This window comes from Chryseobacterium viscerum (genome assembly GCF_002899945.2).
GTDB classification, from domain to species: Bacteria; Bacteroidota; Bacteroidia; order Flavobacteriales; family Weeksellaceae; genus Chryseobacterium; species Chryseobacterium viscerum.
On record NZ_PPEG02000007.1, the window covers coordinates 203,212 to 217,362 of the forward strand.

Annotated in this window: 17 protein-coding genes; 1 reads left to right on the forward strand and 16 read right to left on the reverse strand. The window is 35.8% G+C overall.

The features are described 5' to 3' along the window. Window positions 1-17: 17 nt before the first annotated feature. On the reverse strand, window positions 18-641 hold the full coding sequence (locus C1634_RS17405) for an FMN-dependent NADH-azoreductase (RefSeq protein WP_103235694.1): 624 nt from the start codon (window positions 639-641) through the stop codon (window positions 18-20). Between the two features lie 60 nt (window positions 642-701). After that, entirely contained in the window at window positions 702-1,280 is a 579-nt protein-coding gene (locus tag C1634_RS17410) for a Crp/Fnr family transcriptional regulator (RefSeq protein ID WP_109738831.1), read from the reverse strand. A gap of 179 nt (window positions 1,281-1,459) precedes the next feature. On the opposite strand from C1634_RS17410, the gene C1634_RS17415 reads away from it, so the two are divergent. Further along, complete coding sequence (locus tag C1634_RS17415) at window positions 1,460-2,878, forward strand: L-serine ammonia-lyase (RefSeq protein WP_109738832.1); 1,419 nt, start codon at window positions 1,460-1,462, stop codon at window positions 2,876-2,878. A gap of 81 nt (window positions 2,879-2,959) precedes the next feature. Here the strand turns inward: C1634_RS17415 and C1634_RS17420 are convergent, their stop codons facing one another. From C1634_RS17420 to C1634_RS17475, 14 genes are all read right to left on the reverse strand, one after another. Continuing rightward, complete coding sequence (locus tag C1634_RS17420) at window positions 2,960-4,591, reverse strand: serine hydrolase domain-containing protein (protein WP_103233097.1); 1,632 nt, start codon at window positions 4,589-4,591, stop codon at window positions 2,960-2,962. 6 nt (window positions 4,592-4,597) lie between these two features. Beyond that, a complete protein-coding gene (locus C1634_RS17425; RefSeq protein ID WP_103233096.1) occupies window positions 4,598-5,179 on the reverse strand; it encodes a YIP1 family protein in 582 nt (193 codons plus the stop codon). A gap of 11 nt (window positions 5,180-5,190) precedes the next feature. Beyond that, on the reverse strand, window positions 5,191-5,463 hold the full coding sequence (locus C1634_RS17430) for a DUF2089 family protein (RefSeq protein ID WP_103233095.1): 273 nt from the start codon (window positions 5,461-5,463) through the stop codon (window positions 5,191-5,193). 230 nt (window positions 5,464-5,693) lie between these two features. Further along, on the reverse strand, window positions 5,694-6,536 hold the full coding sequence (locus C1634_RS17435) for a prephenate dehydrogenase (protein WP_103233094.1): 843 nt from the start codon (window positions 6,534-6,536) through the stop codon (window positions 5,694-5,696). 230 nt (window positions 6,537-6,766) lie between these two features. Further along, a complete protein-coding gene (locus C1634_RS17440; RefSeq protein WP_109738833.1) occupies window positions 6,767-7,387 on the reverse strand; it encodes a TMEM175 family protein in 621 nt (206 codons plus the stop codon). Then, on the reverse strand, window positions 7,374-8,021 hold the full coding sequence (locus C1634_RS17445) for a hypothetical protein (protein ID WP_103233092.1): 648 nt from the start codon (window positions 8,019-8,021) through the stop codon (window positions 7,374-7,376). The genes C1634_RS17440 and C1634_RS17445 overlap by 14 nt, the downstream gene beginning before the upstream one ends. Window positions 8,022-8,115: 94 nt before the next feature. Next, window positions 8,116-8,424 carry a hypothetical protein gene (locus tag C1634_RS17450; RefSeq protein ID WP_103233091.1) on the reverse strand — a complete coding sequence of 103 codons (309 nt, stop codon included), beginning with the start codon at window positions 8,422-8,424 and terminating at the stop codon, window positions 8,116-8,118. A 75-nt stretch (window positions 8,425-8,499) separates the two neighbouring features. Next, window positions 8,500-8,652: a hypothetical protein gene (locus C1634_RS26115; protein ID WP_165835352.1), complete on the reverse strand. Its 153-nt coding sequence runs from the start codon at window positions 8,650-8,652 to the stop codon at window positions 8,500-8,502. A 115-nt stretch (window positions 8,653-8,767) separates the two neighbouring features. After that, a complete protein-coding gene (locus C1634_RS26440; RefSeq protein ID WP_262509922.1) occupies window positions 8,768-8,896 on the reverse strand; it encodes a hypothetical protein in 129 nt (42 codons plus the stop codon). 707 nt (window positions 8,897-9,603) lie between these two features. Continuing rightward, window positions 9,604-10,095, reverse strand: a complete 492-nt coding sequence (locus tag C1634_RS17455; protein WP_103233090.1) for a hypothetical protein — start codon at window positions 10,093-10,095, stop codon at window positions 9,604-9,606. 112 nt (window positions 10,096-10,207) lie between these two features. Continuing rightward, complete coding sequence (locus tag C1634_RS17460; RefSeq protein WP_103233089.1) at window positions 10,208-10,747, reverse strand: hypothetical protein; 540 nt, start codon at window positions 10,745-10,747, stop codon at window positions 10,208-10,210. Window positions 10,748-10,780: 33 nt separating this feature from the next. Then, window positions 10,781-11,266: a hypothetical protein gene (locus tag C1634_RS17465; RefSeq protein ID WP_103233088.1), complete on the reverse strand. Its 486-nt coding sequence runs from the start codon at window positions 11,264-11,266 to the stop codon at window positions 10,781-10,783. 103 nt (window positions 11,267-11,369) lie between these two features. Further along, window positions 11,370-13,658, reverse strand: coding sequence for a cation:proton antiporter (locus C1634_RS17470; RefSeq protein ID WP_228410101.1), 2,289 nt, complete (start codon window positions 13,656-13,658; stop codon window positions 11,370-11,372). Between the two features lie 96 nt (window positions 13,659-13,754). After that, window positions 13,755-14,144 (reverse strand): hypothetical protein, encoded by a 390-nt coding sequence (locus C1634_RS17475; protein WP_103233087.1) that lies wholly within the window; start codon window positions 14,142-14,144, stop codon window positions 13,755-13,757. Window positions 14,145-14,151 lie beyond the last annotated feature (7 nt).

The following is a 14,151-nucleotide window of genomic DNA, read 5'->3' on the forward strand; positions in this document are numbered from 1 at the left end:
AAAGATCTTTTATGATCTTAATGAATAGAATGAATCGCTTCAAAGATTTTATTTTTTGAATTTTCAAAAACTTCACCTCCAAACTCTTCATTATCTAAAGAATGAATGGTGACATCTTTTACACCCATGATCCCGAAAATATGTTTCAGATAAGTTGTTTGAAAATTGATATGGCCATTCTTTTCATTTTCTCCGTATCCGGTATCACCCCGTGTTGAGAGGATAAAGAGTTTTTTATTTTCAAGGAGACCTACATAATCGCCATCCGGAACACCGGATCTGAATTTCCAGGTTTCATTGATCCGCATCACCTGATCAATATAAGCTTTCAATCCGGAAGGAATAGACCAGTTGTACATGGGAGTTCCGATCACATATACGTCATGTTCCTTAAGTTCCTGTATCAGTTCATTGCTAAGTTGTAAAGGCTTTTGGTTTTCCTCAGTCCTGTCTGTAGGTTTTTTGAACGCTCCTGCAATCCAGGATTCATCAATATTGGGGATGTTGTCTGTTCCGGCTTCTCTGTAAGTAAAGGTGTCAAGAGGATATTGAGTTTTCCAGTTTTCAACGAAAAGCTGGGTCAATTTTCTGCTGTAAGATCTTTCACTTCTTACACTGGCATTAATAATCAATATTTTCATTTGCTAAGAATTTATAACAGCAAAATTCCTGATTATTTGTTCCTGAAAAATTGATCTAGTTCAAGAGGATTTATTTTTTTTACGAATTCGGCTGATAAATTCTGCGGAGACTCCCAGGTAGGAAGCAATCAAATACTGAGGAACTCTGGAGGAAATATCGGGATAAGTTTCCAGAAAATCATAATACTTTTGTTCCGCTTTCAGCATATGATTAAATACAACTCTTTTTTCAAGGGTTCCAAGATAACCTTCCAGAATAATTCTGAAGTATTTTTCCAGGGATGGAATTTCCTTCAGTATTTTTTGAAAAGACAGATGGCTAATCTGTAAAAGCTTTGTTTTTTCTACGGCTTGTATATTATAAATGGAAGGCTTTTGTTTTGAAAAACTGGCAATATCTGTTGCCCACCAATGGTCAATGGCTAGAAAGAGAATTTCTTCATTTCCGTTTTCCTCATTAATACAAAAAGCTTTTAAAACTCCCGAAATGATATAACTGTCATGACGGCATACTTCTCCGTTTCTTAATAGAAATTCACCTTTTTCCAATGTTTTTTCTGTCCAGAAATTTTTAAAGGCAGCTATTTCTTCCGGACTTAATTGGACATGTTGCAGAATACTCTTAATTAATGTTTCCATTTAAAAAAATGATTAAAAAGAACCGTGTAATGATAGATCTGATTAAAACTCATACCATCAGCTCATCTACAAAAATACTTATTTTATAGGCTGTCAAACCAAATAAATCTAAGGTTTTGCTATGCTTTTATTAGGATTTATCATGTATCTTTGTTATTGAGGAAAATGACGAATTATTTATGGAATCAATATCGGTTTTTGAAATTATTAAAGTAGGAATAGGCCCGTCCAGTTCGCATACGATGGGACCTTGGAATGCTGCAGCAGCATTTATCAGGATTATAAAAAGAGAAAGATCAATAGAAGAAGTTAAAGAGGTTTTTCTTGAATTTTTTGGCTCACTCGCAAAAACGGGAATCGGGCACGGAACTGATATTGCAGGAATGCTCGGTTTGAACGGGGAAGATTTTAAGACGATCAATACTTCAAAAATTGACGAAAAAATAGACTACATCAAAAATACTCAAACCCTTAATCTGGGAGGGGAGAAAATCATTCCATTTGTTTACGGACATCACTTGATTTTAAATATGAAAAAGAGCCTTGATTTTCATCCGAACGGAATGATCTTCAGAGCTGTTTTTGAAGACGGAACAGAGCTTGTTCAGGACTTTTATTCTGTAGGAGGTGGTTTCATTGCCAGCCAGGAAAAAAACTCTATCCAAAAGCAGTGTGTACGTACATTGTATCCTTGTCATAAAGCTTCGGATATTGCAAAATATTGTGAGAAACTGGGATTTGATAAAATTTCAGACTTAATTTTCATGAATGAAGAAAGCTGGAGAACTCAGGAGGAAACGAGACAAGAAGCACTTTACATCTGGCAGCAAATCAAAGAATGCATCTACAAAGGTGTTAATAAAGAAGGAATTCTTCCAGGAGGACTGAATGTTACCCGAAGAGCTGCGGGAATCAACAGAAAATTGTTAGGAGACAAAATTTATAAAAATAAAGATGAATGGTTCCAGCAGGTAGTTGATGCCGAAGAAAATTTCACGAACATCAACAAATGGATTGCCTGTTTCGCATTGGCTGTGAATGAAGAAAATGCAAGTTTCGGAAGAATTATTACCGCACCTACCAACGGGGCGAGTGGGGTGATTCCAGCTGTATTGATGTATGCTCAGGCGTTTACACCATTTACCAATGAAGATGATATTGTGAGATTCTTGCTTGTTGCAGGGGAAATTGGGACATTATTTAAGAAAAATGCAACCATTTCTGCAGCAATGGGAGGTTGTCAGGCTGAGATCGGAGTTTCTTCTGCCATGGCTGCAGCCGGGCTTACAGAAATTCTGGGAGGAAGTGTAGGACAGGTATTGATGGCGGCAGAAATTGCAATGGAACATCACCTTGGATTGACATGTGACCCGATTAAAGGACTGGTGCAGATTCCATGTATTGAAAGAAATACAATGGGAGCGATGAAAGCGATTACAGCAGCCAATATTGCACTGGAAAGTGATCCTGCTAAGGCAAAAGTAACATTAGATGAGGTGATCCAGACGATGTGGGAAACCGCTCAGGCGATGAGTGACCGTTTCAAAGAAACTTCCGAAGGTGGACTGGCTATTGCGGTAAACGTTCCGGAATGTTAACAAAGAAATTTATTATAAAAAATATAAAATCCTTAGATCATAGGTCTAAGGATTTTTTTTATGAATGATGTGATCTGAAAATTACTTTTTATTAAACAGATATTTCTTATCTCGTTGTATAAGTTCAAGTTGTCCTTTTTCAGGAATGAAAGTGATTTTCAAACCAGCTTGGTCAAACTTAAACTGATTTTTATCTACATATTCTAAAGCAAATTCCGGCTGCCCTGTTCCCTGAGCAAACAGAGTTTCGTTTTTGATAAATATCTTTAATCCTAAAGGAATATCTTTAGAAGTATAGTCTCCCGGAAATTTTTCCAACTCGGAAACAGGAGCTTTAATTGTATTAAAGGTAGGATATGAATAATCTCTGTCATATATAAAATTCAGAATGGCAACAAACATACTGTTGTGTGGGAAGTTTTCACCATTGATGCTCATCGCAAAAGATAACTGATCAGTTGGTTCATAAGATACCGTTGAATGTGTTCCTGCAGTATCTCCACCATGTCCGTATGCTACAATATTGTAAAAAGGCATCTTCATAATTCCGGAGCCGAAAGTTTTTTCATTCTTATCTGAAATCATCGTTGTCAAGGTTTCTTTTTTTATGAATTGGCCATTAAATAATGCATTGGTGAAGATGTTAAGATCTTCCGTCGTAGAAACAATATCTCCTAATCCGATACAGTTATGAAAGTTGAAATCTTTCACTTCAGTCCAGTTTCCTGCCTCTTGGTGATAAGATTTAAAAACATTTTCAGGATTATCAATGACCGAAAAGGTATGGTTCATTTTTGCTTTTTCCAGGATGTTTTCTTTTAAGATCTCATTATAAGGTTTGTTATGTAGCTTCTCCAAAATTCTGCTTAATAAAAAATATGCTGAATTGGAGTACCGTGTTTTTTCCCCGGGCTGGAAAAGGACTCCTTCTTTTTTTATAGCATTAATAATCGCTTTATCACCTACAGGTTTTTCGAAAAGCCAGTTATGAATGGATTTTCCTACATAATCTCCCAGTCCACTGGTGTGATTGAGCATATTCTTTAGGGTAATATTTTTGGAATTGGGAATATCAGGATAGAATTTTTCCAGTTTATCAGTTAAAGATAATTTTCCTTTTTCTATAAGCTGATAGAGCATGACAGCAGTGATCAGTTTGCTCACAGATCCTATCTGGTATTGGGTGTTTTTATCATACGTAATATTTTTCAGCTGCTGCTGGCCAAAATTTCTATGATAGATTTCTGAACCATTCCTGAATATGGAGACACTGCCTATTCCCTGATTATTCTGAACCATATAATCCAGAAAATCATCTATTTTCTTTGTGTTGATAGCCTTTCCATTGAGGTAAGGAACATCCTGACTTTTTTGAACATCCCTGAACAGATTTAAAGGGAGCGTTTTTCCATTTTGGATAAAGTTTCCTTCAAAATGGTCTGTTTTATAAACTCCTTTATAGCTGGCATTTATTTCTTGTATCTCAAAATTCAGTTCATCGTTACTGAACTGGGTCTTATCAACGATAAAATCCCGGGTACTTTGTTTTGGACTGTTAAGAAAAGAGCTGTATCCTTCTTTTTCTTTTTTAATTTTGAAAATGATAGGAAGCTTCATGTTTTGGATATCCAGTTCACCGTTCCATATGCCTTCAATTTGGGCGTGACAAAGGTGTGCCAGAAAGACCAGCACTAGTAATAATTTGATTTTCATGGTACTTTAAATAAAATTAGACATTATAATCTGGCAGGCTAAAGTAGTAACAAGCGATACTACTGCAAAAAGAACAATATGCTGCCATTTTTTGATATTGGTTGCGGTTTTAAAGCCATTATAATAAATGACAATGCTGTAAATTAAAACAAGAATACTGAACATAGCCACAGCCATCATAATGCTGATATCAAGTATAGGAATTGATTCAGTAGGATGCCTGGTATAGCTTATCATTGTTTTTTGCGCGTTCTCTATAAAAGGAATCTTGTTTATAGGCTGCAAAATAGCTAGAACAAGCTGTGAAAGTAAAACGGCATTGACAATATCGATAAGCCTTGTTCTGTTATTTAAGATTTTACCCAATATAAAAAGAATAATAATTGCAGAAGCAAAACTTGCCGTGGTTATAATGGCTGCAGTTTGAAGAGAAATGTCTTTTACATTATCTATTTTATATATACTGGTGTAAGTAGTTTCCGTCCAATATCCAATTGCAATAGAAACCACTATTGTGAAGATTCCTACCAACAGGAGTAATTTTTCGTCAAATTTTTCAAACGGGTTGAAGATGGTTTTCCAGTTCATAAGATTGAGTTTTACAGATTGGTTTTCAGTTGATCGATCTTAGTAATGAGGTCATCCATTTTATTTCTCATGGTAGGATAGGATAGGCCTGCCTGTTTCGCCATTTCTTTGATACTTCCGCTAGACAGGAAAAAATTGAGAACAAAATCTTGTTCTTCGCGGTTTAGTTTAAGGAGTACCGGAAGTTTATAATCACCGCTTACTTCTGTCTTGCAGCTAGGACATTTCATCTGGCTTACGTTAAGCGTATTGTCACAACTTGGACAGACTATGGGTAGTTTCATGGATTATATTTTTTACGAAAGTAATGTTTTTTTTAATAAAGTTAAAATGTTTTTTAATTTTGTTAAAATTTAATTGATGAAAGTGAATAAAAGTAAGTGCTGAAAGCTGGAAATACTATTAATAAAAATAATGGTATATAAAACATAAAACCCTTAGTCAGTAATGTCTAAGGGTTTCTTAATAAAATAAAAGTAAAAGCTGTCGGGCTTTTAGTGTCGTATATAGGTTGTTACCTTAAAATTCCTCTGATTCTATTGGCGTTGGTAATCAGTTCTTCAAGGTATTCATAGTTTTCTTTTTCGAGTGCAGACTTGAATTTTCTGAGCTGGGTGATATGTTCATTCAGAACATCCAGGACATTTTCTTTGTTCTGCTTAAAAATGGGAACCCACATTTCAGGATGTGACTTGGCAAGACGAACCGTACTTGAAAAACCGGAACTGGCAAGCTGAAAAATGGTTTCTTCTTCACGTTCTTTTTCCAACACCGTATTGGCAAGAGCGTACGAGGTAATATGGGAAATATGGGAAATATAAGCCGTATGGATATCATGATCTTCAGCGTCCATGTAGATCATATGCATGTCAAGAGCATCCACTACTTTTTCAACAGTGTTCAGCGCATCCTCTGCAGATTCTTCCTTATTGCATATAACGCCTGCTTTTCCTGCAAAACTCTCTGCAATGGCAGATTTTGGACCGCTGTTTTCTGTTCCCCACATCGGGTGGAAGGCTACAAATCTCGATCGTTTCGGGTGGTCTTTTACAGCTTTTACAATTCCTGCTTTTGTAGAGCCCGCATCCATTACCGTTTGATGGTCAGACACAAGATCCAAAACACCTGGAAGTAGTTTTCTGGCTGCATCTACAGGAATGGCAAGGATAATCAGATCCGAATTTTTGATTCCCTGCTCCAGATCTGCTTCAGCATCAATTATCTTGAGATCTAAGGCATCATTGATGTGCTGTGTATTGTTATCGATTCCGTAAATGAAGCTGGCGATATTTCTCTCCCTTAATTTCAAGGCCATCGAACCTCCGATTAATCCTACTCCAATAATACTTATTTTCATCTTTTTAAATTTTTTTAAATAAAAAAACCTCGTCCTAGGACGAGGTTTTAAATTATATTCATAAGAATCCCTATCCCAGATCTGAGTTAAAAATTCTATAATAATATGTTCCGTTGTTAAAATTCACTTAGCAAAGGTAAAAATATTTTTTAAACGAAACGAAATTTCTTATCTAAATTATAAAGTTGTTTAAACTTTTATTTTTCTTCCTATATAAAGAGCTTACTTTATTATTTGCCTCTTTTATTAAAAAAAGCAAAAGCATAATTTAGCTGAACTGCTATGATAGCGCCAATTCCTAAATATGGATTGATAAAGCATAATAAAGCCCCAATCAAATATGCGAGTTGAGCAACTATGATTCTTCTTTTAATGGCTTTTGAGACTTCATTTTTTGCTTCATCAGTAATGAAATCTTTTCTTTCAGCATAATTCCAGTTAATATATAGGGTAAGACCCAAAAGGAAAATATTCAGCCAATAAAGTCCAATGGCGAACTTATGATCTATATAATCTCCCAGGAATGCTGTAGTAAAAGGCAAAACTGAAATGAACAAAAGAAAAAGCAAAGTGATCCAACTCAAGTTTCTATCACTTTCTTTGATGTGCTCAAATTGGGCCGATTGTCCCAGCCAAAATATACCTGCAGTCATAAAACTTAGAAAATAGACTAGAAATTTTGGCATCAGCGTTAGGAATGCTGTGGCAAGCTCTGCTTCATTCCCTCCTATTTCCGGCACTTTGATTTCCAATACCAGAAGTGTCATTGCAACTCCGAATACGGCATCGCTGATTGCAATTAACCGGCCGGTATCTTTTCCTGCAATTTTATTGTAATTATTTGTTTTCATTAGATCTCGTTAGATTTAAGTTAATAAAAGGTCCAATATTCAATTCTGTTTCGTGGTGTCTGTGTTCTTCTAACGCAGCTGTAATTCCGAAGGTAATTTTTGAATTATATTTTGCTCCCAATTTGAAAGTTTGCAAGCTGAACTGATGTCCATCTTTATAACTTATTGCTGTTCGAAATTCCGCGCTTGTAAATAATCTCCATTTCTCGGATAATTTAGGAAGGTAGTTTCCAATGACTAATAGTTGAGCATCAGGATCTTTAGTGACCGCACTTGTCAGGTTAGCATATACCAGAAACTCTTCATTCTCAATAAAATATTGCAGCCCTAATCTTACACTGAAAGGATATGAAGAAGAAGCGTAGGTTCCCGCTGTCAGACCCAGGTTTTTGGCAAAATTATAAGAGACCGTATTGAAATTTGTAAAAGCAGGATGTTCGGTTTTATAATCATGAAGGAACATTTCGGTCCTTGAAAATACAGTCCACTTATTATGATCGTCAATAGGACTCAAAAAGAAAAATTCTGCTGTCTGTCCTTTGCTTCCTGAGAATGCATCTATATAGATTTGGGATTGAGCATCTAAATTATAGAATGAGAAAATGAAGAAACAAGTAAATAAAATCTTTTTCATTATGTTTTTTTTTAAAAATTAGCTTGATTAATATCTAAAGGATCGAATTTTGCATCAGCATTCTGGTGAAATTTGAAGAAAACTTTAAACGTTCTCAGCGTCCTGCCCTAAAATATCCGGAAATCTTTTTCCCGGAATTTTGAACTTCATCCATCGTAATAAATTTTTCCGGGCCTAAAGCTTTTGCAAAGAGAGACTTAAAATCTCCTTTGTTGCTGTCATCTGTCATTACAGGGTTTTCCGTAAAATAGGAGTACCACTGTTGACCTCCTGATGGTAATACTTTTATAGTAGCTTTAACTTCAGGATTTGTAATTTTTTTCTGTGTTTGTTTTTTCTGATGATTGTTTTTGTGTGTTTTGTTTAGAGGTGATAAGAGAATAATTAAGTAATAAGAGTACACTTAATTTATTTTTCATTCTAAAATGTTTTTGAATGGCTTCTTTTAATGGATATTGGAAATAAATAATTACCAGATTTAGCAATAGAAAACGTAATGTTTTTGAGTAGCCGGAAATTTTGCCAAATGTTCTTTTGCCATTCTTACCAGATAATGATTGTTCCACCACAGCGAAGGATCAAAGGCAATATAATTGTCAAGCATTTCAGGGGGTCGGAAAAAGGTTTCCATTACAAAAACCTTGATGCAGATTCATCAATAATGCTTTTTTCCTCTGCAGTTCTATATCGTTGATTGATTTCAGGGAAAAGGTCTTCTTTAATAAATGCTCTGAATTTTCCGAATCCTAGACTACCGCAGCAATTTCTTTATCTTTTGCAGCCTCTATAAATTCTACCAAATCTCTTCTTCTTGGTGTTTTCTCTATACCAACAAGAAGGAAAGGCCTATTTTTTTGCCTTATAAGTTCTGCCAAAATAGTTGCGATATATGGAAATTTCCTTTTATTCCACCATTTGCTATATATAACAGGCAGTGGATCCGAATCTTTTTTATAGCCTTTTGGTGTTCAGACATTAATCTTCCTTAGTTCTCGAACTTGTTTAGACTGCATGATAAAAGTTTCGTATTCGGGGGATAGGATCGTTTGGCTGTGATTCGTTTGAACAGCTTGTGAGGAATAGGGGTCCTGTCAATAAAAAGTAATAGATTTTTCTCATAAATTTTGTATTTGTGTTTTTTTGTGAATCAACTTTTGCCGTTTCCCACTTTTCCTGGTGTAGAAAAATAGAGTGAGAACAAAATGTAACTTCCTGAGAAATTGACTACTGAGATTCAATTCAAATATAATAAATTATTGCACTTTGTTATCATCTATTTTATTTTTTTTGAATCCCCTTGAAATTGATGAATGTATGCAGAGTGATTTCAGCTATGTTTTTTCTCCAAGAATGTCGTGCCGACTCTAAGCTAGGGTTTTGTAAGTGCAATTTCGATTATGTCGTACATTATTTTTTACTTCAGAAAAACCCGGACAAAATTTTACAAGATTTAAGACGTTTATATGCACTTGAATACCGTTAAATGAAAAACTTGATTTATAAAGAGCAAAGTTTTAAAAAATAACCCTGTTTACACTTATTTGCGTAAATAAGTGTAAACAGGGTTTATATAGAGATACCATTAATCGGCGCTGTGGATAATGGTTCTTTTCACGTTTTCGCCCTTTTGTTCAAGCTTTAAAGTTGTTACTCCACCCGCGAAAAGAAACTCGATTTCAATGGTGTTAGCCGAAACTTTATAGCTAATAGCATCCAGACCATCCTGGTTGATTTCTTTTTCAACGCTTTGTTTTGGTAATTCTGCCAATAGAAGTTCAGATTTTTCTAATTCCTTTGCCTTGATGGTTTTCTCATACACCTGCACCATTGTTGATTTTGGGAATAGGCATTCCTGTTCACTACCGTATTCAACTGTTTTTTCTGTACACTCCTTCAGGGTGGGTATTTCTTTACTGTCGGTATTTGTATTTTCTACTACAGCAGCTTTTGCAGCCGGACTGTCTATTTTAGGTGTTGCAGCTTCTGTTTTTGTTTCTCTTGTTGTCTCTTTGGTCTCATTTTTACAACCTGTTACAGCTAACAGCGTCATAGCGATAAAGCTTATCTTTTTCATTAATAAGAGGTTATTTATTTTTTTGTAAATCTTCTGATGATGAGTATTTCAAGAATACTGAAAATACCGAATTTTCAGCATTGGTTAGGTGCTAATGTATTGAGCTGACTTATTATTGAATATTCGCTTTGATAATAGTAAGCCTTTCCTCTACTTCATTGATCCTTTTGATCCAGAAGTTGATTCCTTCCTGATTGGTCACGGTTTCTTTAAAGGCGTTGCGGTTGACAGTCAACAAATAGCCACCACTTTTTTGATAATCCTGTTCGCGTTCTTTTTTAGTTTCAGGCTCTATACGGTATCTCCAGAATACAAGAGAATGCATGTATTCTGAACGGATTTTTTCAAGATAGCAGATAATAGCCTTTCGGTCCTGCGGTATATATCCCGGTCCGGAGCATCCACAGGAATGAAAAGTGATTCCGACTGTGTACAGATCCCGGATATGAGCCCATTGCTTATCGTCATTTTTTGAAGGCGATTTGAAATCGAGTCCCATATTGGCCATCAGGTTGCCACATTCGGGGCATTTGGCTTCTACGGAGACCTGAGCATCCCGGTCCACATCTTTTAAATGACGTCGTTTGAAAGTTTTCTGGCAGTTAAAACAGGCATAATGTCCTTTGTAAACCATCATGGAATATCGGCACATACTAAAATCTTATTCTTTGGTTATAAGTTATTTTTATTTGTTTTTTTCCTCTTCATTAAAGTTGATTCCCATAAGGCTGCTGGCGCTTCTTGGATCGTAGACCGACCATACATTTCCCCAGGGAAATTTGAAGGTGCAGCTTGGGTAAGGGTTTTTCTTTTTTTGGGTTGGAGACATTTCCAGAATCTGAGAAAGAAAGGTATTATTCCGGTAGAAAACCTTCATTTCTTTTTCCTCTGTCCATTCATTCCAGTCTTTTGCATCACCATTTTCCCATGTGTTCATATGAATGATGTCCAGCTGATCTTCGAAAAAGCACAGACTGAAAGATATCTGGTATCTCTGTATTTCTATGCTCTTAAAATAATACCAAAAATACCCGGTTTTTGCATCCCACATATGATGATACTTTTCTTTATGAAAATCAGATTGCTTCAACTGATCAAATTTCATTCCCTTATAGAGCCGGGTAGTAAAGACTTCCAGTTCTATAACTCCATTTTCACTGTTAATCAGCATGTCCCAAAAAATTGAAGCTATAAATATACCCGTTTTTTCTTTACAGACAACGAATAATATTTACAGCTTCTAGTAGAAATAGAAATATCGGTGTGTTATTGTGCTATGGATTTGATATAATCAATGTTGATGGGATATCAGAAAGCCATAGACTTTTTGTATCGATGAGGTTTTTCCAGCTTTTGCTGCTGATAAGCATCAGATCCTGAGAATTCAGAAACTCCTTTTCAATCTTTTTCTCATTGTACAATGTGATATGATTAGGAGCTACCTGCTCTATACTTCTGATCAGTTCTTTCACCTCAATATTGTTTCGGATCTGTCCTGCAGCATCCAGAATAATAACCTGGGAATTGTTGTTATTGATAAGTCTTTTGGCATATTCCAGAAGATAGAAATCACTTAGATTAAAAATGGGTACAAATATTTTGTCTGCCGTTTTAAATTCTTTATCAACAAGGATTCCGACAGGAATGGTCGCTTTATCCAAAACCTGAAGGGTAAGATCATCGTAAGGAGAGTTGTTGAAAATATTTCCTTTTCCTTTTACGGTGTTCAGTAATTTTTCAGGATTAATGATTTTGGTTGTAAATCCTAATAATCTGCCCAATAAACTTCCTTCGTACATTGATTTTCCCAGCATGATAAGAAGAAGATCATAATTTCCTTTATTGGTAATATTGGTGAGGTCACTTTCAACATCGGTAGAAGCCTTGAAAAGTGTTGTCACTTCAAGCTGAAGCTCGTGGGAGGTTTCAATGACATTTTTAAACTGCTCTTTTTCAAAGTTTTCTATATCGAAGGCGTGAAGTTCATCAACAGGAGCAATATTCATTGCTGTTACACTTTTGTTCCCGTTCATTTTATGGGTAAAATTATCTGCAAGTTTCAATAGCTTACTTCCTGCTTTTGCAGTTTCAAAAGATAGAAGAACCCTGTATTTTGTATCGTCATCTTCCTGTTCATCTTCTTCAATCATTGATTTTTTTCCTTTGAAAAGATAATTGATAAAATCCAGACATGGCCCCGTCATAAACGTTGTAAATAAAGCCATGATAACAAGCATTGCGAAAAGTTCCGGACCTAATACTCCTAAATCATACCCGATATTCAGTACGATAAGTTCTGTAAGGCCCCTGGTATTCATTAAAGCACCTATTGTGAGACTGTCTTTCCAGCTTATTTTCAAAAACCTTGCGGTGAGGGCGCTTCCTACAAATTTTCCTGTAACGGCTGTCAAAATGATCAATCCTCCAATTTTCCAAAGGTGAGGATCATTCAATAATCCGATCTGGGTTCTTAACCCTGTAAATACAAAGAAAAGCGGCAATAGTAAAACCAAGGCAACATCTTCTATTTTTTCTATGAAAAGATTCCTGAATTTAACGTTTTCCGGCATAATTGCTCCGGCCATAAATGCTCCGAAAAGAGCGTGGATACCGATTACCTCTGTTGCATAAGAAGAGATGATAAGGATTAAGAAAAATACAGCAACCAATGATTTGCTGATAAACCCTTTTCCTTTTTGCGATTCGGCAATTCTATTGAGGAATGGTCTTACTGCTTTTATCATAATGAACACATACAGAATAGCCATTAAGATAACGAATACTGATCCTGAAAAAGATCCGGCTTTTACCACAGCAATTACTGCTGCCAGAATACACCATGCGGTAATATCATCAGCGGCGGCACAGGTAATAACGACGGTTCCTATTTTTGTTTTGTGAAGATTTCTTTCCTGAACAATTCTTGCGAGAACCGGAAAGGCGGTAATACTCATTGCAATCGCTATAAATAAGGCAAATGAACTAAACTGAATGCCTTCCGGGGCAAATTCTTTATAAATGAAATAAGAAAGTCCTACCCCTAATGCAAAAGGAAAAATTATACTTGCATGACTGATCACTACGGCATCGTGTGCCTTTTTTCTCAGAACACTCAGGTCAAGTTCCATTCCGACAATGTACATGAAGAGAATCAGACCGATCTGGCTTAAAAACTGTAGATTGGGAAGGGATTCTTTCGGAAAGATAAAGGCAGAAAGCTCAGGGAAATATAATCCGAAAAGTGATGGCCCCAAAACAATACCGGCGATCATTTCACCTATTACGGAAGGTTGTTTCAGTTTTGTACAAATCCATCCGAAAAGTTTTGCGACAAGGATGATGGTTACAATCTGAGTAAGAAGAAGTGCTAAAGGGTGATGAAGGTTTGCCAGAAAAGAATCTGCAAAATTGTCCCACATCGTAGCTCCCGTAGCTTTGCTAGGAGTGATATTTTCTCCGATTTCCAGTGTTTTGCCCTGGATAAAGAACCAGTACATGACGCAAGAAAAGAATGCAATGGTACTGATGTAAAAGATAATATTTTTGTATTTCCCCAAATTCATGATTCCAATATTTTATGCAAAGTTGATAAGAATATATTAAGATTAAAATACTATTGTTTTTAAATGTAATGAATGTTCTAAAAAATGTAATCAAATCTATTTAAATGAATAGCCAAGTCCAACTCCCACTTTCCAACTGCCATTCTGATCAGCTGTTTTAGAATTGTAATAGGCAGGAATCTGAAAGGCTATCTTTTTATAAACCATGGTGAGGCCTGCTCCCAACGTGGGCATAATAGGGCTGTTTTTGGTCCCGGTTGAGTGGTCTTCTTTAATTCTCAATGAAGGAAGCATTCCCAGTATAAATTTAACATTTTTATGAGTAAGACTCACATTAGGACCTGTAAAGTTGATAAAGGCACCATGATCTACATATCCGACCACTGCTATCCCGTCAAAAAACGACATCTTAACTTTTGAAGAGGTTTCCTGAGAAAAACACAGACCGAATATGAGAAGTCCTGCAGCATAGAAAAAGTTTTTCATTATAAAA